General features: G+C 54.8%; 14 protein-coding genes. All 14 read right to left on the reverse strand.

Annotated features, from left to right (window positions below):
- Position 1: 1 nt before the first annotated feature.
- The 14 genes from MKY74_RS25305 to MKY74_RS25370 all read right to left on the reverse strand — a co-directional run bounded on the left by MKY74_RS25305 (position 2) and on the right by MKY74_RS25370 (position 20,803).
- Positions 2 to 1,051: a galactose ABC transporter substrate-binding protein gene (locus MKY74_RS25305; RefSeq protein WP_076170952.1), complete on the reverse strand. Its 1,050-nt coding sequence runs from the start codon at positions 1,049 to 1,051 to the stop codon at positions 2 to 4.
- 200 nt (positions 1,052 to 1,251) lie between these two features.
- Positions 1,252 to 2,232, reverse strand: coding sequence for a substrate-binding domain-containing protein (locus MKY74_RS25310; RefSeq protein ID WP_076170950.1), 981 nt, complete (start codon positions 2,230 to 2,232; stop codon positions 1,252 to 1,254).
- On the reverse strand, positions 2,229 to 3,983 hold the full coding sequence (locus MKY74_RS25315) for a sensor histidine kinase (protein ID WP_076171727.1): 1,755 nt from the start codon (positions 3,981 to 3,983) through the stop codon (positions 2,229 to 2,231). Before MKY74_RS25315 ends, MKY74_RS25310 begins: the two co-directional genes overlap by 4 nt.
- Before the next feature lie 44 nt (positions 3,984 to 4,027).
- A complete protein-coding gene (locus MKY74_RS25320) occupies positions 4,028 to 5,698 on the reverse strand; it encodes a response regulator (RefSeq protein ID WP_341013135.1) in 1,671 nt (556 codons plus the stop codon).
- 248 nt (positions 5,699 to 5,946) lie between these two features.
- Positions 5,947 to 6,408, reverse strand: a complete 462-nt coding sequence (locus tag MKY74_RS25325) for a GNAT family N-acetyltransferase (protein WP_234489346.1) — start codon at positions 6,406 to 6,408, stop codon at positions 5,947 to 5,949.
- Positions 6,398 to 7,588 (reverse strand): formate-dependent phosphoribosylglycinamide formyltransferase, encoded by a 1,191-nt coding sequence (purT, locus tag MKY74_RS25330; RefSeq protein ID WP_076171725.1) that lies wholly within the window; start codon positions 7,586 to 7,588, stop codon positions 6,398 to 6,400. The genes MKY74_RS25325 and purT overlap by 11 nt, the downstream gene beginning before the upstream one ends.
- A gap of 563 nt (positions 7,589 to 8,151) precedes the next feature.
- A complete protein-coding gene (locus tag MKY74_RS25335; RefSeq protein WP_076170944.1) occupies positions 8,152 to 10,026 on the reverse strand; it encodes an ABC transporter ATP-binding protein in 1,875 nt (624 codons plus the stop codon).
- On the reverse strand, positions 10,023 to 11,795 hold the full coding sequence (locus MKY74_RS25340) for an ABC transporter ATP-binding protein (protein WP_076170942.1): 1,773 nt from the start codon (positions 11,793 to 11,795) through the stop codon (positions 10,023 to 10,025). Before MKY74_RS25340 ends, MKY74_RS25335 begins: the two co-directional genes overlap by 4 nt.
- Before the next feature lie 444 nt (positions 11,796 to 12,239).
- Positions 12,240 to 14,186 (reverse strand): dynamin family protein, encoded by a 1,947-nt coding sequence (locus MKY74_RS25345; protein WP_341013138.1) that lies wholly within the window; start codon positions 14,184 to 14,186, stop codon positions 12,240 to 12,242.
- A complete protein-coding gene (locus MKY74_RS25350) occupies positions 14,183 to 15,910 on the reverse strand; it encodes a dynamin family protein (protein ID WP_341013140.1) in 1,728 nt (575 codons plus the stop codon). Before MKY74_RS25350 ends, MKY74_RS25345 begins: the two co-directional genes overlap by 4 nt.
- Before the next feature lie 189 nt (positions 15,911 to 16,099).
- Positions 16,100 to 16,372 (reverse strand): NAD/NADP transhydrogenase alpha subunit, encoded by a 273-nt coding sequence (locus MKY74_RS25355; RefSeq protein WP_076170940.1) that lies wholly within the window; start codon positions 16,370 to 16,372, stop codon positions 16,100 to 16,102.
- 32 nt (positions 16,373 to 16,404) lie between these two features.
- Positions 16,405 to 17,079, reverse strand: a complete 675-nt coding sequence (gene nth / locus MKY74_RS25360) for an endonuclease III (protein WP_076170938.1) — start codon at positions 17,077 to 17,079, stop codon at positions 16,405 to 16,407.
- 89 nt (positions 17,080 to 17,168) lie between these two features.
- Entirely contained in the window at positions 17,169 to 19,904 is a 2,736-nt protein-coding gene (locus tag MKY74_RS25365; RefSeq protein ID WP_076170936.1) for an S-layer homology domain-containing protein, read from the reverse strand.
- Positions 19,905 to 20,095: 191 nt separating this feature from the next.
- Entirely contained in the window at positions 20,096 to 20,803 is a 708-nt protein-coding gene (locus tag MKY74_RS25370) for a GerMN domain-containing protein (RefSeq protein ID WP_076170934.1), read from the reverse strand.
- Positions 20,804 to 20,825 lie beyond the last annotated feature (22 nt).

Here is a 20,825-nt window from a genome sequence, read left to right on the forward strand (position 1 = left end):
CTTACTTCGCATCGTCGATGTTGTCTTTGGTAATTTTTTTGTAAGGAATCCACACGTATTGATTATCCGTAATGTCGAATCCGACGTTCTCCTTGGTCGGCGTTTCGCCCTTGGCCAGCAGCGTGGCCAGCGTCACGGAAGCTTTGCCCTGGTTGTTCGCATCGTTCAGCACTGTGCCGAGCAGCGTGCCGTCCTGCAGTGCTTGAAGTGCCGGCGCCGTAGCATCGACGCCGACAACCGGCATCGTTTTTCCGCCCGTGAAGTAGCCTGCCGCTTTCAGCGCCTCGATCGCGCCAAGCGCCATGTCGTCGTTGTTCGCGAGAACGGCTTCGATTTTATCACCATGCGAGCCAAGGAAAGCGGCCATCTTCTCCTGCCCTTTCACACGATCCCACATCGCGGTGTCTTCCGCCAGCTTCTCGACCTTGATGCCTGCGTCTTCGATCGCCTGGATCGAGTACTTGGTGCGCAGCTCCGCATCCTGGTGTCCGGGTTCTCCTTTGAGCATGACGTACTGCAGGACACCGTCCTTGTTTTTATCCGCTTCCGGATGGGCCTTCCAATAGTCCGCGATCAGTTCCCCGGACATCGTGCCGGATTCTTCTGCCTTGGCGCCGACGTAATACACTTTGTCCCATTTCTTCATGTCTTCGGGCAGCGGCTCACGGTTCAGGAAGACGACCGGGATGCTGGCCGTTTTGGCTTTGTCGATAATGACGCCGGCCGCCGTGCGGTCCACCGGGTTGATCAGCAGCGCATCGGTCTTTTTGGTAATGAACAGATCGACCTTGTCGTTTTGGGTCGGCTGGGAGTTCTGGCTGTCCACAATATCCACCTTTGCCTTGCCTTCCGCATTGGTTTTGATGGCATTACGTACACCCGTCATGAACGTATCGTCGAATTTATAAATGGCTACCCCGATGGACGGCTCCTTGCCGCTGTCCGCGCTGCCGCCCGAAGCCCCCGAGGATTTGTCGCCGGAGTTCGAGCAGCCGGCCATGACCGTACCCAGCAGCGCACCGGCTAGGATGACGGAAGTGATTTTTTTCATCGTTCACAGACCTCCTGATATTCTCTTTAACGTGCCTCTCGTATCTCTTGGATACGTTTACATTATGCTGTATCCGCGGGCGGATTCGAATATAAAATTCTCATGTGTTCTATGAAAATTCTCATGACGTGGGGAGCATGATGCGATGAACGCAAAAAAAGTGCCGCTTAAGGAGGTGCGGCACTCGGTTCACCAATAGCTCAGCGGACAAACGGAAACAGCTGCTTCTGATTATCCGGCCAGAGCATATTGTCGAGATCGATAATTTTGGACTTGGTATCGATGCGCTCAGGGACGTCCAGGCCCTCCATCGCTTCAACTGCGTACTGCACAGCCAAATAACCGTTGTTAAACGGGTTCTGGATGACCGTCGCCTGCACGGTCCCCTCCTGCAGCAGTTCCATCACTTTCGCCGGGCTGTCGAACGTGATCAGCTTCACGCGTCCGCCGGCCCCCAGCTTCTGTATCTCTTCTCCGGTGCCGATCGACGCCACTTCGTTAAGCGCCACAATCCCGTTTATATTGGGATGCTCGTTCAGCATTTTGCGGGTAAGCTCACGCGCCAGCTGTTCATTGGACTGGCAGTATTCCACGGCCACGACCTGAACCCCGGGAAACCGGGCGATATAATCCATAAAGCCCTCCTCGCGCTCGTCGCCGTTTTTGGAGCCCTGCACAAAATTCATCACGCCGATGCGGCTGTTCGTTCCGGTTAGGGCGACCATCCGCTCCGCCGCCTTCTGGCCCGCTTCGTAGTTGTTCGTGCCCACGAACGTTTTGACCCGGGCCGATGCAACCTCGGAATCCATTGAGATGACCGGGATTTTGTAATAGGCCGCGCGGTCGGTCACCTGGGCCAGCTTCATGTAGTCGCTCGCAGACAGAATGATGGCATCCGCCTTGTTTTGGATGGACTGATCCATCAGCTGAATTTGCCCGCCGATATCGCTTTCGTTGTCAGGCGCCTTAAACGTCAGCTGAACGTTGAATTCTTTGGCCGCCACCTCGGCGCCCATTTTCACCGTATTCCAGTAGTCGCCGTGGTTCATCTTGACGATCATGTCGATGGTCCGCGGCTTGCCTGAGGCGCGGAGATTCGGAGGCGACGAGGAACAAGAGCCCGTGAGGAGCAAGATGGCAAGCAGCAGCGCTGCTCGGACGATTCCTTGGCTTAAGCTCATGATATCCCCCTCTCCAGTTCCTCCGCACGGTCCGATACCGCCGGCAGCGTGATCGTAACACTTGTCCCTTCTTCCAGTTCGCTCGCAAAATGCAGACCGTAAGGCTTGCCGTAGCACAGCCGGATGCGCTCGTTCACGTTCTTCACGCCGACACCCGATCCGCTGCCGCTGCGGTGGTTACCGCTGAGAATCTGATCCATCACCTGCGGGGTCATGCCAAGCCCGTTGTCCTTGACGGTCAAGACGAGCTGCTCTCCCTGAACCGCCGCCGAGATGGAGATCCAGCCTTCGTCCGGCATTTTCTCGATTCCATGATAAATGGCGTTCTCTACGATCGGCTGCAGGATCAGCTTCAGCGTCCTGCAGGAGCGTGCGGCTTCATCACACTGAATCTCATAATTGAACTTATGCTTGTAGCGGATCTTCTGGATGATCAAATAATGGCGCACATGCTCCAGCTCTTCTTCCACGGTGATGATCGTGTTCCCTTTGCTCAGACTGATCCGAAAAAACTTGGAAAGCGAAGTGATCGTCGTCACGACCTCTTCCTTTTTGCCTTTTTCCGCCAGCCGGATCACCGAATTCAGCGTATTGTAGAGAAAATGGGGATTGATTTGCGACTGCAGCACATCCAGCTCGCTTTTCCGCTTCGCTTCCTGCTCGTGAATGATCTGGTCCATCAGCTGGCGGATGCGGTGCAGCATAAAATTAAACCGCTTGGACAGCTGCACCACTTCATAAGCGCCGCTGACGTAAATCGGCGTGCTGAAATCCCCCTGTCCGACGCTTTGGACCGACCGCTCCAAGCGGCGGAGCGGCTGGGATATTTTCGCCGAGATGAAGACAGCGAGGAGTACCACAGCCGTAATGACGACCACGAGAAACCAGAAAATAAACTGATTCAGGTCCTGCTTGGTCGTCACAATTTCGTCCGGAAAGGCGACCCCGACGATTTTCCAGCCGATGGGCTGTACCGTCCGGATCGTGATATACCGCGGCACGCCGGTCGATTTATCGATATAGCTGCCATAGGCATAGTCAAACACGGGCTCCAGATTTTCGTACTTCAAACCGGCATAGATCAGCTGCTGCTGCGGATGGTAGACGATGTTCCCCAGCTCGTCGATGATGTAAGCATAACCCTGCTTGCCAAGGCTCACTTTGCGGCTCAGCTCATCAATCGTCCGGAAGTTGACATCAACGAGCAGAATTCCGCGCTTTACTTTTCCCTGGTCCCGGTATTCGATCATGCGGCTTAACGATACGACCCACTTGTACTGGCCCTTGTATAAATTTTGGATGTGCGGCGGGGAAAAAGACAGCTTCTGCGGCACCTCCCGGGCCGATTCGTACCAGCTCTGTTCGGTCAGCTTGGTGTTCCGGCGCATTTCGGCATTCGGAATGTCCAGCACCAGCCGGCCTTCGGGCGTAAACAGCGCTACGGATACAAGGTCTTCCCGGGTATGAAGCAGTGTCGTCAGCTGCTCGCGGAGCACCCCGCTGCTGACGTCAGCCGTTTGATCAATCTGCTGCTCGACTACGGCATAAATATCCTGCATCCCTTTGACATACAGCTCCAGGTGGTAATTGACCTGCTCGATAATTTGCTGAATATTGAGGTAGGCGTTCTCCTCAGCCGTCTTGGAAAATTTGTTGTACAACATGATGCTGACCAGGATGACGACGAGCACCGTCATACCGGCAAAGGTCGCGGTGATGATCGTTTGAATGCTCCGCAGCCGGAAGGACATGGGCAGCCGGGGAGCGCGGGGCTTCAGGCGACGATGCGGAATCTTCAAGCCGATTCGCCTCCTCCGTGGCCGCTGCGGTATTCTTTGGGCGTAATGCCGAACTTCTTGCGGAAGCAGAAGCTAAAGTAGTTCGGATCCGCGAACCCAAGCGTTTCGGCGATTTCGAACGCTTTCAGCGACGTCGATCGCAGCATCTCCTTGGCCGCTTCCATGCGTACATGCAGCAAGTAGGCTACGAAGGTCATCTTCATTTCCTTTTTAAAAATGCTGCTGAAATACCCGGTGCTGATGTGCAGATGCCGGCATACTTTGTTGATGGAAATGTCGCTTTCCCGGTAATGCTCATGAATATACGTTTTGGCATCCTCAACAAGCTGGTTATATCCGGACTGCCTTCCCTGCGCGATCGTTATCATCAGCCTTGAGGATACCCGGTGTATCCACTCCCGCAGTTCCTGTAAATTGTTGTAATGGTACATGTCGGCGAACGGCAGCGATCCACGGCCAAACACCTCTTCAAGCTCGATGCCGAACTCCTTCGCCACCCGGATGACGGCGGTCAACACGCCGATGATATACACTTGGCAGTCCTGCACGCTGACCTTGGACGACTCCAGGCCGTCAAACATCCGCCTTACCGTCTCCTCCAGCTCTTCCGCCGTGCCTACGCGGATGCTCCGGACGAGCTCCTGCTCCTTCTGGCTGTCGAATACGAGCGGATCCGCCTTCCGCTGTTCCACATCATCGATCCAAATGACCCGGTTGTTGCCGAGAATAGGACGATAGTCCAGCGCCTGCGACGCTTCCGCATAAGAATCGAACACATCGCCTAACGACCGGTATACAGAGCCGGCCCCTGCCGTCACCGTCAGCTTCAAATATTTGTTCACGTTCAGACGGATTTCCTCCAGCAGCTCCAGCGTCCGCTGCGCCGCCGCACTCTCATCCGCATCGGGCAGCACTGACAGGAGGACGCAGTCGTTATGGTGAATAAACGCCTTGAACCCTTGCCGCAATTGGCAAATCTCTGCCGCCACGTTGTACACGGCAAACAGCAGCAGGTACCGGTCCTCCGAGTATTTTAGCGACAGCGCTGATGCCGGATCCTCCGCTTCCTCCCGGACATCCCGTTCTCTCTGCACTGGATCGGGACGAATGATCGAAGCCATAAAGGTTTGTCCTTCCAGGCTGATCCCGTAACTGGCTCCTTTCTCGATGTATTCCTCAGGCGTAAGCCTCCGGGTCACCAGGGAAGACAAAAAAAGCTCCCTGAGTACAGGTATGCTTTTCCGGTAATGCTCCATCAGCAGCTGGACGTTTTCCTTTTCAGCCCGCTCGGCATCCATATGCGTCTTCACCTTCAGCAGCACATCCACAAGCTCCCGGGAAGAAAACGGCTTGAGCACATATTCGTCAATCTGCAGCTTAATCGCTTTTTGGGCATACTCAAACTCATCGTATCCGGTCAAAATAATGATTTTGGTGGACGGGGCATGCTCTCGGATCCACGCGGCCAGCTCCAAGCCGTTCATAAAGGGCATTTGGATGTCGGTCACGACGATATCCGGCATCTCCTTTTCCATCCATTCCAGCGCTTCGCGTCCGTTTTCGGCAGTACCCGTCACCTGAAAGCCGTGCAGCTCCCAGTTGATTTCTTCGACCAGCCCATCCCGGACGTCTTCTTCGTCTTCCACAAGCAGCAGTTTATACATCATTCATCCCTCGGCTGTTCCAAATTTGTACTCACACTTGTCAGAACATGAACAATCGGCTTCTGCAGCCGCAGACTTCATTGGTCTTGTCGAAAAATGTAACCGCTTTCGAAATATCACTCACGTATTGTATATCAATTCATATGTATTGTAAATATTGAACATTTTTGTAGAATACTTCGGTACTCAAGGATACAGAAAATAGAAAAAAGCCCTCCTCTGCAGGGGGGCCGGTATGTTGGAAATCGGTATTATTTCAGCTTTCTGATGAAGCGGTAGCCGACTTTATCAAAACCGATATGTTCATAGAAGGCATGGGCCGGGGCACGTTCCACACGGTTGCCGCTCGTCAAAAACAGAACCTGGCTGCCGTGGGCTCTTCCCCATTCTTCGCTGCTGCGGATCAGGCGCTTGCCGATCCCTTGGCCGCGGTGTTTCTCGGACACGATCAAAGCGGATACCTGAGTCGCCGTCTCGCCTGTGGCATAGGAGTGAACCTGATTCAACGCCACCATGCCGACAACTTCTCCGTCCAGCTCTGCTACCATCGTGCACAGTTTCGGATTGTCTTCCGAGGCTTCCATCCGTTCGCGCATAACGTTGATCGTCGTTGGATAGTTGAGCTCGCGCATTAACGCCGTTACAGACTCCAGATCGCAATTGCAGTTCGATTTACGGATTTGCAAAGTAGGAGCCGACAAATTACTGTTCATGATCATATTCCTCCACTTTTAAAAGACTGGCGGCTTGCTTAGCCGTGTTCCGTGCTTTCTGAATATCCGGGTCAGTGCTTAACGCTACCGCCATCCTCCGGCCGATCTTCGTTTCAGGCTTGCCGAAAATCCGAACCTGTGTCCGGGGAAGGCTCAGTGCTTCCTCTACACCGCTGACGGCAAAATTCGTACTTGCATTCACCGCTTTCAAAGTTGCCGAAGCTCCCGGTGTCAGCAGTTCAACCGACGTAACCGGAAGTCCGAGAATCGCTCTGACATGCAGGGCGAACTCCGATAAATCCTGCGTCACCATGGTCACCATGCCGGTGTCATGCGGACGCGGGGATACTTCACTGAATATGATGCCTTGCTTGGTAACAAACAGTTCCACTCCGAAAATGCCATATCCCCCGAGCTCGTCTGTGATGGCTTTGGCAATGGACTCTGCCTCCCGCAGCTGCTCTTCACTAATGACATGAGGCTGCCAGGATTCTACATAATCCCCGTCCTTTTGAATATGTCCAATCGGCGGGCAAAATGTGGTTCCGCTCACAGAGCGGACCGTCAAGAGCGTAATTTCGCTCTCAAACGTAACAAATGCTTCAACGATCACGCGGGTGCTCTTCGCTCGTCCGCCTTCCAGGGCTGCATTCCAGCATTCTTCCGCATCTTCTGGTGTGCGGCAAACGCTCTGCCCTTTACCGGATGAGCTCATGATCGGCTTAACCACGCAGGGCGTGCCAAGCACGGCTACCGCTTCTTGCAGCTCCTCCAGACTGTCGGCGAATCGATAATCCGCCGTGGGAAGTCCGAGATCTTCCGCAGCAAGGCGGCGAATCCCTTCGCGGTCCATCGTCAGCCGGGCGGCGCGAGCCGTCGGAATGACGCGGTACCCTTCCTCTTCCAGCTCAAGGAGAGCCTGTGTAGCTATAGCTTCAATTTCCGGGACGATGATGTCCGGATGTTCCTGATGAATAATCCGCTTCAGCGATTCGGGATCGAGCATATCAATGACATGGCTTCGATGGGCCACCTGCATCGCAGGGGCGTGTTCATATCGGTCCACGGCAATGGTTTCTACGCCCAAACGCTGAGCCTCGAGAACTACTTCTTTTCCCAATTCACCGCTGCCTAGAAGCAGCAGTTTTGTAGCATGTGCAGAAAAAGGAGCACCCCACACCACTTCCCAATTCCCCCCTACTAATGTATACCACAAATGTATACCTCTCTATCATTTTCGGGGTTCCGAAGGAAGAATGCAAGAGTGCTCCGACATTTTCCTGCAAAATTCACAATCTCTCCTTATTTGAATGGCGATCATTGGAGAAGCTTGCTTGATTTTACAATTTTGGTTGTTTGTTAATTGGCTGTAAACGCACCGTTAACTTTCGGCGACCGGGGGAAATATAATATCTCCAACGATGTACCTACGGAAGACAGTCCATTTTTATGCGGAAGTTTATCTTTCGGCCAGAACAATTCAGCTCGGCTGAAAGCCTATATAAGTTTTAAAAATGAATGATGATGGTAGCAAGTACGTAAAATGTTCCTACGATCTCTCTTGTTTTCGGATTTCTTGATTTTATGGAACCTACGTGAGGCAGAAAGTCCGAAAGCCAAAGCATATGCGTCCGATGTTAGCTTTCCTTTTGAAAGCTCTTAAGACCGCTTCGCTTCTTCGGAATCATTTTACTCCCTTGCTGGCATCGAATTCTTTAGGTCAACTTATATATTATATCATCCTCAGACAAACCGGAACTGCGCTTCGATCAGACCATGGTACGTTCCCTGCTTCTGCATCAGTTCCTGGTGGTTGCCTTCCTCCTTGATCTCGCCGTGATCCAGTACGACGATTTTGTCCGCATGGCGGATCGTCGACAACCGGTGCGCGACGATAAAGGAAGTCCGGCCTTTCAGGAGCACCTTCAGCGCTTCCTGAATTTTCAGCTCGGTCTCCGTATCGATGCTGGCCGTCGCCTCATCAAGAATAAGAATGCGCGGATCGGCCAGAAGCGCCCGGGCGAAGGACAGCAGCTGCCGCTGCCCCATGGAGAGCATGTTCCCACGCTCCTCGACCTCCGTATCGTAACCGTTCGGCAGCTTCATAATAAATTCATGAGCGTCGACGGCCTTGGATACTTCCTCGATCTCCTCGTCGGTCGCGTCCAACCGGCCAAAGCGAATGTTATCGCGGATCGTTCCCGAGAAAATGAACGTGTCCTGCAGCACGATTCCGATTTGGCTGCGGAGCGTATCCAGCTTCACGTCCCGGATGTCCAGACCGTCAATCGTAATTTTGCCCCCTGTTATATCATAGAACCGGCTGAGCAAATTAATGATTGTACTTTTTCCTGAACCGGTATGCCCGACGAGGGCGATCGTTTGACCTGCCTTGACGTCAAGGTTGATACCCTTGAGTGCCGGCCGGCCCTTCTCGTATTCGAACACGACGTTCTCAAGCTTGATATCGCCGTTAATTTTCGGCATCGGCCGGGCATTCGGCTTGTCGTCGATATGCGGCTTCTCATCGATAAATTCGAAGATCCGCTCCGAGGAAGCCATCGCCACCAGCAGCTGATTGTACATTTGGCCGAGCCGGTTGATCGGCTCCCAGAAGTTGCCGACATAGCTGGAGAAGGCGACCAGGAGACCAACGGTCAGCTGGCCCTCCTGTATCAGGTAAGCCCCGAACCAGAACAGGATCAAGGTGCCGATGCCCCCTGTGATTTCGATCAGCGGGCCGAACCCTTGGTTCAGCGTGGACGCACGGTCCCACGACTTTTTGCTGTCCATGTTCATTTTGTCGAAAAACTTGATGTTCTCCTGCTCCTGTGTGTAAGCCTGCGTAACGCGGATCCCCTGGATCGATTCGTTCAAATGCGAGTTGATCCGGGAGTTCTTCATGCGCACTTCCTGCCAGGCGCGGCGGATCTTGACCCGCAGCTTTGTGGAGATGAAAAACATGATCGGCACGGTCAGAACAACCGCAAGTCCGAGTTTCCAGTTGATCAGCATCAAAATGACCACGATCCCGACCAGCTGGACACAGTCGATCATCAGGTTGACGACGCCGTTGGTGAACAGCTCCTGCAGGGAGTTGACGTCGTTGGTGATACGCACGAGCACGGAGCCTGCGGGCCGCTTGTCAAAGAAGTTGAAGGACAACTTCTGGATGTGCTGGAACAAATGCGAACGCAGGTCGTAGATGACGCGCTGTCCGATAATGTTGGTCAGGCGGATCCGGTACGTACTCGCGATCCACTGAATAATGTAAAGAACAAGTGCCGCTGCCGTAAGCAGATACAAGAGCGTCAGGTTCGTATTACCGTCTTTCGGCGCGATCGCCTTGTCGATCGCCTGACTGGTCAGGAACGGAACGGTCAGTTTCGTAATCGTCCCGAGGACCATCATCAGCAGGACGAGCGGCAGCATTTGCTTGGCATAAGGCTTCATATAAGCGAACAGCCGGGTCAGCTGGGACCAGTTAAACGGCTTTTCGATGACTTCGTCATCCTGATACACGAAGCGTTCGCCGGTTACACCTGGCGTCTTCCCCTTCGGGTTGTTCTTATTTGCGGCTCCCGGCCGCTGTTTATTCGTTTCCGCTGCGGGATTCATGAGCTCACCTGCTCTCCTGCATTCCCATTCATCCGGGCAATGTGGTCTGCATATTGAATATGGTATACATCCTGGTAAGGGCCAGGCACCGTGATTAACTCTTCATGCTTGCCGCGCTGCACGATTTTGCCCTCGTTCAGTACGAGAATCTCGTCGGCATGCCGCAGGGAAGAGATCCGGTGGGCGATGATGAACGTCGTCCGTCCCTTCATAACTTCCTGGAAGCCCGACTGGATTTCGTGCTCGGTCTCCATGTCGACGGCGCTCGTCGCGTCATCGAGGATGAGGATCTTCGGATTTTTCAGCAGCGCGCGCGCAATCGCGATCCGCTGCTTCTGCCCTCCGGAGAGGCCCATGCCCCGTTCGCCGACCACCGTATCGTAACCGTCCGGCATTTCCATAATGAAATCGTGGGCTTTGGCCAGCTTGGCGGCCCGGATGATCTCGTCCATCGTTACGTCCTTCAGGCCGTAGGCGATGTTATTGCGGATGCTGGACGAGAACAGGAACGTCTCCTGGAACACCGACGCGATTTGGCTGCGCAGGCTCCGGACTTGAATATCATTGATGTTCTTGCCGTCCAGCTTGATGCTGCCACTATTGACGTTATACGCATGCATCAGCAGCTGGATGATCGTCGATTTCCCTGATCCGGTTCCGCCGAGCAGGCCGATGACCGATCCTGGAGGCGCATCCAAATTAATGTCCTGGATGGCGGCCAACTTATTGCCATAAGCAAAGGTAACATGTTCAAAGGTGACATGCCCTTTCACTTCGTCGGAAGACAGAGCGACGGCATTGTCTTTATCCTTGACGTCAATCGGCTGGTTCAGGAGTTCGAGCACCCGCTCCCCCGAAGCTTCCGACTGCGTGTAGTTGTTGATGAGATAACCGATATTCCACATCGGTCCGATAATGTACCAGATCAAGCTGAAGAAGGCAACGAGCTCGCCCAGCGACAGCGATTGGTGAATGACCAGCGTGCCTCCGACACCGAGGAGCAGCACAACGCAGATGGACGCGAGAAGCTCCATGACCGGAAAGTAGCGGCTCCACAGACCTGAAGCGAAGATCTGGTTGTTTTTGTAGCGTTCGTTACGCACGGAAAACTTGTCGACTTCGTGAGGCTCACGCGCAAATGATTTGACCGTACGAACACCTGTAATGTTCTCTTGTACCGAAGTCGTCAGCGCACTCAGCGCCAGGCGCATTTCCTGGAACGCCGGGTGGATCTTGCCTTCGAACTTCAGGGCGACAAACACCAGGAACGGGATGCTGATCATGGTAGCGAGCGTCAGCTGCCAGCTGATCGACAGCATCATGACCGCTCCGAACACAACCATGAGGATCGTGTTCAAAATTTGCGGGATGCCGAAGGCGATAAATTGCCGGATCGCTTCGAGATCCCCGGTCAGACGGGACATCAGGTCGCCTGTTCTGGCCGTGTCGTAATAGCGGAAAGACAAGACTTGCAGCTTCTCATAGCAGCCGTTACGCAAACGGTATGCCAGATAGTTCCCTAGTCTTCCGCCGAGCATGCCGCTTAGAAACTGCATGACGGCTTTAAGGGTGACGACACCGATGACGGTGAGCGCCAGAGCGGGAACGAGCTCAAAATGCTGCGGAACGATCGCTTCGTCGATCAGCTTCCGGAGCAAATTCGGGGTAACAAGCCCCAGCGCAGTAGCTATGGCGAGGCAGAGTATAGATAAATAAAGAAAACTGCGCTTCACCCAAAAAAAGCCCTGCATTTGCCTGAGAACATTCATGGTTCTCCTCCTTCGAGTCATGTGAATGCTTGAAAATCATTCGCGTAAGTTGTGAACATTTATGAAGTTTAACACCGTCTCTCAGAGGCGGCAAAGAGGATAACAGCGCATATTTTCGCCGCTTTGTCAATGGTTCGGCATTAACTGGATATAATCCGGGTTTACTTATCAAATCATGCCAAATCCTCTCAATCTCTGCGCTTCCCGATAAAAAGCCGGGTGGTGCTGTAAAAGCGCTTCCTGACTTGGGGGAAAGCTTCCATTTTTCGGTGTCCGAAACGGTCTTCAAGAGGTTAGCGTTACGGTCAGTACCTGGACTTGCCACCCCTACATATTGAAAATAAAAAAGCCCCTGTAACAGGGACTTCGGCATAGAAATTACCGGCTAGCCGGTGATGGAGTATTTACACGAATCGGTGTCCTGCTCCGTGACCGTGCGGTTTCCTAAGATGTCATGCGTTTCTCAATATGAAGCAGTTCGGCTGCGAGGGTATCCCACGTCTCCGGCCGTTCGCCCTGTTCCAGCGAGGCGGTCAGCGCATCGACCGTTTCCTTCAGCTGCTCCTGCAGGGCGCCGGCTTGCCTATGCTGGGCATCCCCCATCCGCTGCGCGTAAAAATCAGTCAGCAGCCCTTCCTGAGCGGATACTTCGCGGCTCAGCGCTTCTTTGATCTGTTCTTCTACAGCCGAACGCATTTTTTCGCGTCCTCCGCCTTCAAAGAAAGCCTTCGGCGATTTAAAATATCCCCAGGCCGCGTTCCAGTCGACGATGCCTTCCAGCTGAACTTCCTTAAGCTCCGGCGTTTCCCACTCCTTTTCCTCCGGCGGATTCAGAACCAAACCGGCATCCAGTGCGGATATATCCTCTGTCGTCTGTACGGCGGCCGCATGCACGATTTGTTTGCCTTTGTTCTCCAATCGAAGCGTCGTGGCCAGCAGCTCCTGTTCCAGCTCACGGACGAGCGTCCGTTCCAGCTCGCGTCCGCACCCGGCAAACACCCGCTTCAGCTGCCCCGCATCTTCACGCAGAACGGAAGGATGAAACGTTTCGTTAAAAAAGTCACCCATTCCAAAACCGATCCGCTGTCTGACGTGGAACAGCAGCTCTTTCGTTTCCTGTGCAATCAGGTTCCCCTGCTGCATTGAAGCAAACTGCCCGACAAGCCCCTTGGCCTGCTCGGCTGTCCGGACCAGCTCCTGCTTGCGCCGCTGCCTGCTGCCTGCATCCTGCCGGGACAGACGCGCCCATTCCTCCGCCCTTTTCCGCGCAGCCGACACCTCGGATGCGGCGGCTTGGAGGGACAGCTTGGGAAGCTCTTCCCCGGCGAAGACTCCGAGCGCATCCTCAAATGCGCCGAGTCCCGATTGCGCCAGCATGGCTTCATCTCCGCCCAGCTTCGCCTCGAGCGCGGTCATGCTGGAGAGGGGGTAAATATGCGGCAGCCGGATGCCCCGGGCTTTCAGGTTGCCGTCCACATGCTTGACGACCTGCTCCAGCTCTTCCGGGGAAGCAGCCAGATCGGCCGCGTTGACGATGAAAAACATTTTATCGAGGGCAAAGCTGTCCTTCACCCGGCCGAGCTGGGTCAGGAACTGCCTGTCGCCCTTGGAAAACGCGTGATTATAATACGTTACAAAAACGATGGCGTCCGCCTGCTTCATATATTGGAACGTCACGCCGGTATGGCGGGCGTGCAGTGAGTCAGCCCCCGGCGTATCCACGAGCACGATTCCCTGCTCCGTCAACGGAGAGCTGTAATACAGATCAATCCGGTCGACAAAGCAAGATTTAGTCTCATCGGCTACAAAAGAGCGGTACTCCGGCATATCAACGGTCTGAACGCTGCCCAGCAGCGGTTTCGCCAGTTCCCAGCCCGCGGCGGCCGCCTTGAGAAATCCGTAATGCGGCAGGCCGGCCGGATGCACACCTTCCGGCTTCATGGAACGTACCGCCTCAAGCCAGCCGTCGCCTTCCGGCTTGCTGAGCTGGAGGATCGAGAAGGAATATGCCAAATCGTCCTGGAAGGCCTCGGCCGACTTCATTTGCACCCTGGCCGTCCCGTGCGCATACTCGCCCTCCGGCGCCAGGATGCGGTTGATCGCCGCTGTCGTCGGATGCGGCGAGACGGGCAGCACGCTGTCGCCAAGCAGAGCGTTGGCGAACGAAGACTTGCCGGCACTGAACGCGCCGAACAGTGCCATCGTGAACGAGCCGCCGGCCAGCGCCTCGGCTCGGCCCTCCAGCCCCCGCGCGGCGGAAGCCAGCGCGGGATGGCGCCCCAGCAGCGCAGCCGCTTCGCGCAGCTGCGCCGCGGCCGCGTCAAGCCGCTGGCGGCGGCCCTTGGCCGCGCCGCCCTGCGGCCCCGCCCCGCCATGCGGGGCGGGCTTCACAGCGGCGCCGCCAGCGGCGCGCCCGCGTCTTCCCCGGCCGGCTGCACAGCCGGCCGGGTTGGGGCGCTCACCCGCGGCAGAGTGCCGGGGGTGAGCGCCTGGTGCGGCGGCAGCAGGCGCGCCGCCGCTTCCTTGCGCGCCGCGATGGCCGCTGCCAGCTCCGTGTAGCGGGCCATCGCGGCGGACTGCTCCTGCAGCGCGGCCAGATCCTGCTGTGCGCGCTGCTTGGCGGGCGCGGCGGATGCCTCGACATCCGCCAGCATCTCTTCCACCGCGTCCAGCGCAGCGCGGCGGTACAGCGCCTTGATTTCTGCCGACAGCTTGCGGCAGTAATTCAGCAGGTATTCGCCGGACAGCACCGCTCCCGGCTCCACCGTGCCCTCCAGCAGTTCCGGCCCGATGACCGGCATCCGATCGGCAAGCTGCTGATCGCGTTCCTCGTTCCAAATCCGGTGGGACTGTCCCCAGCGGCGCAGCAGCTCCTGAAGATGCCACCCGATCTGGGAGGCGCACTGCTCCCGCAGCGAAGACAGAAAGCCTTCCAAGCGCTCCTGCTTCTCCTGCTCCGTCTTCGCCCCGGCGAACAGAAAGCCCTTCTTGAAGCCCGGCTTGCGGCTTTCGAGAAACAGCTGCGCCCTGTCCCGCAGATCGGCCGGGGTCAGGTTGGCATTCTCGAGCAGTCCTTCCGCCTCACGGCGGACCGCTTCCCGCTCCAGCTGCCGGATATTCTCTAACCGGTCGATCTCCTCCCTGAGGGCGCCCATCTCCCGTTCCAGCTCCGCCGCCTTCTCCGCGCCGCCCATCTCCTGCAGCAGCTGCTCCATGTCCTCCTGCAGCGAATCGGCGAACTGCGCCGTATGCTGCTCGGCGATATGACGAGCGGAACAGTCGATGCTGTAAGACAATAGCGGTCCCCGCTGGGCGATCAGCTCCTGCACCAGGCCATCCAGCTGAGCCCGCTGGTTATACGGATGCTCCGGATTCTTCAGCGAGATAAACAGCAAATTCTCGTAATGCACCTGCCACCGCTTGAAAGCCGCCTCCACTTCCTGGCGGTAGGTATCAAAGGATAGCTCCCGCTCCCGGTGCTTATCGATTTGGTTGACGATCAGGTACAGCGGTTTGCCCCAATCCGACAGACTCTTGGCAAACACCAAATTGTTTTCGGACTGGACATGGTTATAGTCCATCACATACAGAACGACATCCGCCAAATGAAGCGCGGAGTGGGTCGCTTTTTGATGGCCGTCGTCCGTCGAATCCACCCCTGGTGTATCCATGAAGACGCCGTGCTCCCCAAGCAGAGGAACATGATCCCACACCTCCACCGATGAATAGTCACCACCGTTGGTGCAGTACTCGTACAGTTCCTTAAGCGAGACTTGAAGCGGGTCCGCGGTCTCTTTCGGGGCTTCATCCCCTGCACCTGCGGCCGGATAGATCAGGGCGCGCGGCTCGCCATTGCGGATGGAGACGACGTTGGCGCTGGTCGGCACCGGACCGGATGGAAGCACCTTTTGTCCGCATAAGGAATTGATCAGGCTGGATTTTCCCGCCGAGAAATGGCCGCAAAAGGCGATGGTCATTTCCCCGGCGTCTGCTTTATGTATTAAATCGTCGATGAGACTCGCCGATCTCGCATCGCCCAAAGCGGCAAGCTGCTCCTTCAGAGGCTGCAGCGCAATAGATCCTTGGCTAGCTGTAGTTTGGACAGTGAACGACATGCTGACTACTCTCCCTTGTGTCAATTGACCGAATGAGGCGGCTCATGACGCTTTTTGCCGAAAAACCCATTCAAATAGTTTTATTTTAACATTCCACCGATGGGTTGGAAATCACTTTGCCGGACAAAAAAAAATAAAACCGAATACCATTCGGTTTTATCCTGGGCCTTACGCTGCATATACAGGCCGTTAAATCGACGCGCTTTCCAGTTCCGGAATCAAAATTTCAAAGACTTTGCCGTGCTGCAAAATCGTCAAACCCCGGGACTTGTCCTTCATGACAACGACTTCAGGCTTAACGGACATCCGGTCCAGGTAATGCTCAGGCACGTCGCCCGAATGGCTCACCGTGATTCCTTCGACTTCCTTCTCTTCGTTTTCGCTCAGTTTGCTTTCCACAACCGCATCAAAAATATCGGAAAACATTTCAAAATTGTCTGTGTACACCGAAATGCATTTCATCTAAATCCCATCCTTCTCCATCTTTGTTCTTCCTATCCTGTATGTTCCTTATCTTTTCTGATTTGGGACGTCTTCATACGTTTTTTTCCTTCACGGCACACATCGAGCAGCGGACATACCTGACATTTCGGATTCTGTGCCTTGCAGTGATACCGGCCGAAGAAGATGAGCCTGTGGTGCGTGATCGTCCACTCATCCTTGGGCACCCGCTTCATCAGCTTTTTCTCCACTTCGAGCACCGAGTCCTTCCAGCCCGCCAGAGCAAGCCGCTTGGATACCCGCTCGACGTGCGTATCCACCGCAATCGCCGGAACGTCAAAAGCATTCGACACCACCACATTGGCCGTCTTGCGTCCTACGCCGGGAAGCTGTACCAGCTTGTCATGCTCTCGTGGAACCTCTCCGCCGTACTGTTCGATCAGAATGCGGCACAGATTGTGGATGTGCTTGGCTTTGTTCCGGTACAGGCCGATCCGGCGGATATCCTGTTCGAGCTCCTCCAAGGGAACCGAAACATAATCCTCAGGCGTTTTATACTTTTGAAAAAGATCCTTGGTTACCTTGTTTACCGTTTCGTCCGTACACTGGGCGGACAACAGAACCGCGATCGTCAGCTCGAACGCATTGCTGTGGTTTAATTCACAATGCGCATCAGGGAACATCGCTCCGATCGTGTCCAAAATATAGCGAACGGTTTCAGCCTTCATGCGAAGTACCTCCTGCAAAAAAAAACGTCCTGACGCGGGTAAGAACCCCGCATCAAGACGGTGTATCTTATGACCATTCCCAAAGCATACTATTGTTTCTGTATTTCTACAATCGTTCCATTGTTTAAATACAATACAATAGTATCATTTTCTTTCAGGGATTGCACGGTCAATATCGTGTCACCTTGGTGAATATATGCTCCAGGCGAAAGCGTGTATTGGTTGGCATCATTGACATTTTGCCGTTTCACATATATTTCCTTCGCATAACTGTCATATTTCCAGTAGGTCTGGGTCGTTACATTCAGCACCTTGACCACGGCATTGCCGCTTTCGTCCTTGCGGACTTCGACGCGGTTGCCCGCCGCCAGGTTCCCCAGGCTCAGCGCGCTGCCGGCGTCATTGACGATTTTCGACCCGGTTCCCAGCTTGAACGTTTCCGTCGTGCCGGCATAATCCTTCACCGTAATGCTTGGCGATGCCGCAGAAGAATCCACCGCCGTGATTTGGCCCGTCGTCAGCTTCACGATTTGTGCGGCAGCCGCGTTTGTTCCGTTAAACGTCACGTTGAGAATCTGTCCGGCACGAATATCCGCCAGCTCCACCGCCTGTCCGTTATCTCCTGTCAGTGCGGCTTTGTCCAGATAGAACTGGCTCGTCACGCCATCCTTCTTCACCGTAATTCGGCTGCTGGTATAGTTCATGTCCACGACTTCAAATTGAACCGTCGATTTCAATAGAATGGACGAAATGGCATCCTGCGTCGCATTCAGCACGAGGGCGACATCACTGCCGATCTTCACGTCGGACAGCGACGCGTTGCTCTTGCCGTATGCCTGTACAGCCGGATTACTGTAAGGCAGTACGAGTGTTTCCCCGCCAGGGGTGACCACAGTCATCTTCTTGGCAGCCGTATCGATCGCGGTTACCTTGCCGTCGTACTGGTAGATGACCTCAAGCGACAGCGCCCGGTTCGTCAGATAGCTGACGTTCACTTTACGGCCGGTCGTCAGCAGCGATTCGATGCCGGACAGCGTCGGATTGGCCGTGTTGTACACCAGCTTGGTTTTATCGTCGAGCGTCACAACGAACGGTTTTTTGTTCGCGTCCATCAGCGTGAGCAGCTTCGTCTTCGGTTCATAGGATACGACCGAGGCTCCGCGTTTTTGCTCCATCTGACGGTTCAGCACTTCGATTTTGGTTACCTGCTCGTCAGGATTCAGCGTAATTTGCACCTGGTCGCCAGCGGTGGAATCCGCGATCAGATCGCTAAGAAGCGGTGCGCTGATGCCGCTGATGACAATTTCCGGCTTGCTGGCAAGAAGCTTCACTTCAAGTGCTCCGCCGTCCCGCTTGTAGGTGATGGTCGAGCCGTTTGCTCCAACCTCATACAAGGATCCGCGGATCGTACGCTCCACTCCCTGTTTTAATTCAATGGATTGAATCATGTTATTCTTGATCGTGTAATTAATGGTCGAACCCGCTTTCAGTTCGGACGGAGACAGAATCTCATTCTGGTAACTGAAGAACGAGTTGGCATCCCAAGTGTAGCTTTCGAGATTGCCCGCGTCATTTTTGATGACGAGCGACTTGGTGGCCGTATCGATGCTCTGCAGCGTTCCGGTGCCCGTCTTGTTCACGATCCCCGATTTCACTTGAACGATGACCGTTTTCTTGGCGGAGCTAAACGTTTCACGAGATACAGATACCTTGCTGCCGACCGCGATGGCGGAAGGATCGATCTTCGCACCGTTCTGATCCAGGAACGTCGTACCCGCATCATATGTAAACTGCTGGAACGTGCTGTTCGTTTCGATCCAGAGAATGTTCCCAGGAGACAGCTTCTGGAACGTTCCTTCCGTACTTTCCAGTTGAACGGTTGGATCCGTCACTTCCACATACCCTGCCTTCGTCCCGCTGCCGATGACCATCACTTTGGTGTACGGCTTCAGTTCCGTAAAGGCAATCTTCGTTTCCGAATCCTTTGTAAAATATCCGGTTGACGCATCAATGGCGTAGCTCTTCACACTGCCGTCTACATACAAATCAAGCTTATTATCGCTCAGCCCGGTAATGATGCCTTCGGCGGAGTTGTCGTACTTAATGTTGTTGTAGGCTTCCGCCCGGCTGAAAAAGGTCGCCAGCTGGGCACGCGTAACCGAACCTTGCGGATCAAAACGGTTACCATCCACACCGTTCGTCAAGCCCAGCTCCAGCGCCACGTTCACAAAGCCGCGTTTTGAAGCGGAAATTTTGCCGTTATCGGCAAACGTTGTGGCCTTCGAGGCTGCGGCGGAAGCTTGGCTTTCCTTGCCCAGAGCGCGGACCAGCACTTCGGTGATCCACTCCCGGCTCGCCTTCCGCTCGCCCCAGGTTCCCTTTTGACCGGTGGCCGCGCTTTCGGACGCCTTGTTCAGCAGGCTTTGCTGGAAAGCGAGTGCAACGTATGGCTTGAAATAATTATTTACGACGACATTCTCCGGCAGCGCAACGGCCGTGTCCGTGCTCAGCTTGTTCTGAAGCCCGGCAAAACGGATCGCCATCGTAACGGCTTCCTGCTGGGTCACATAATCGTTTGGACGGAACAGCCCTTTATCGCCGAGGATGATGCCTTGGGCAGCAAGCTTGTATATATGCTTCTCAGCCCAGAATCCGCTCTTGACGTCACTGAACTGGCCGACGGAAGCTGCTGTTACGCTTGCTCCGGTCGTGGCCGGGGTATCCGCGAATACGGCTGTGCCCGAGCTTAATGCCATCATACCGACCAGGACGGCGGAGACGACTTTTTTAGAAGGTAAGGAATGATTGCTGCGTTTCTGAACCATGATAGTGCCCCTCTCTGAAATAAATAGAAAGAACTAAAGCGGAGGCGCCCGTTCCCCGGGAATCATAGCTCCCACAAAGGATGCGCGACGCTCCAACTTTAGTTCGATACTATCAGCCTTTCTCTAGCTGTATATAATTCGACATCCAGGAGCCGAGCTCCTGCTATATTTCCTGAATTTCCCCAAAAAAATCAGTGTCTTGTCATCGGATGCTCCAAATCGACATGCCCCATCAGGCTTTCCACCTTGGCGCCGTCAACCAGCAGCTCGATCGACTTCACTTCGTCAAACTGGAACAGCGTGTTGTCGAGTGCGTCCAGGGCAAACTGCTCTCCCCCTGCACCAAGACGGGCCTCATCCGGCATATGAATGTCGATGGTGAGCTGACCGTCCTTCATGCTCAGCGATTTAAGTTCCACCTTGCCCCACAGAGGAACGAGGTCCGATTTGTCGCTGGCCTGCAGCGCTTCGAACGCCTTCTTATACTTTTCATCTTCGCTGCTGAAGCTGATTTCCTTCTGGGCTTTGTGCAAATCCAGCTCCTCAGGATCCGTATAATAGACATCGATATTCAAGCTTTTTTGGTTCGAATTCGTCGTTTGCGTGGACGTGGATTGGCCCTGGCCAGTCGCCTCTTGACCCTGTCCTTGCCCTTGCGAACCGGATGAGGTCTGACCTTGGTCTGAACCTTGGTCCTGCCCGCTGTCGGAAGTAACGGCACCGTTGGTGCCTTCGGTTCCCGTTTCTCCGGCTGCCGTATCTCCGCCGCTTCCAGTCACCTGCTGATCGGAGGCCGTCTCCTGTTGCTGATCTGGTGCGGCGGTCGGCTTCTGGCCGCAGCCTGCCAAAGCAACCAACGCCAGAGCCAGAACCCCTGCACACCAAACTTTTTTATTCATTGACTTCCCGCCTCCTTGTTCC

It is taken from the genome of Paenibacillus sp. FSL R5-0378 (genome assembly GCF_038009285.1).
In the GTDB taxonomy this organism is placed as follows: domain Bacteria; phylum Bacillota; class Bacilli; order Paenibacillales; family Paenibacillaceae; genus Paenibacillus_AQ; species Paenibacillus_AQ favisporus.

Excerpts from the sequence above, each read along its gene's own strand:
- MKY74_RS25365 (WP_076170936.1), bottom strand. The coding sequence starts at position 19,904 with ATGGTTCAGAAACGCAGCAATCATTCCTTACCTTCTAAAAAAGTCGTC.
- MKY74_RS25305 (WP_076170952.1), bottom strand. The coding sequence starts at position 1,051 with ATGAAAAAAATCACTTCCGTCATCCTAGCCGGTGCGCTGCTGGGTACG.
- MKY74_RS25335 (WP_076170944.1), bottom strand. The coding sequence starts at position 10,026 with ATGAATCCCGCAGCGGAAACGAATAAACAGCGGCCGGGAGCCGCAAAT.
- MKY74_RS25325 (WP_234489346.1), bottom strand. The coding sequence starts at position 6,408 with ATGAACAGTAATTTGTCGGCTCCTACTTTGCAAATCCGTAAATCGAAC.
- MKY74_RS25370 (WP_076170934.1), bottom strand. The coding sequence starts at position 20,803 with ATGAATAAAAAAGTTTGGTGTGCAGGGGTTCTGGCTCTGGCGTTGGTT.
- MKY74_RS25320 (WP_341013135.1), bottom strand. The coding sequence starts at position 5,698 with ATGATGTATAAACTGCTGCTTGTGGAAGACGAAGAAGACGTCCGGGAT.
- nth (WP_076170938.1), bottom strand. The coding sequence starts at position 17,079 with ATGAAGGCTGAAACCGTTCGCTATATTTTGGACACGATCGGAGCGATG.
- MKY74_RS25355 (WP_076170940.1), bottom strand. The coding sequence starts at position 16,372 with ATGAAATGCATTTCGGTGTACACAGACAATTTTGAAATGTTTTCCGAT.
- MKY74_RS25340 (WP_076170942.1), bottom strand. The coding sequence starts at position 11,795 with ATGAATGTTCTCAGGCAAATGCAGGGCTTTTTTTGGGTGAAGCGCAGT.
- MKY74_RS25350 (WP_341013140.1), bottom strand. The coding sequence starts at position 15,910 with ATGTCGTTCACTGTCCAAACTACAGCTAGCCAAGGATCTATTGCGCTG.
- MKY74_RS25315 (WP_076171727.1), bottom strand. The coding sequence starts at position 3,983 with ATGTCCTTCCGGCTGCGGAGCATTCAAACGATCATCACCGCGACCTTT.
- MKY74_RS25310 (WP_076170950.1), bottom strand. The coding sequence starts at position 2,232 with ATGAGCTTAAGCCAAGGAATCGTCCGAGCAGCGCTGCTGCTTGCCATC.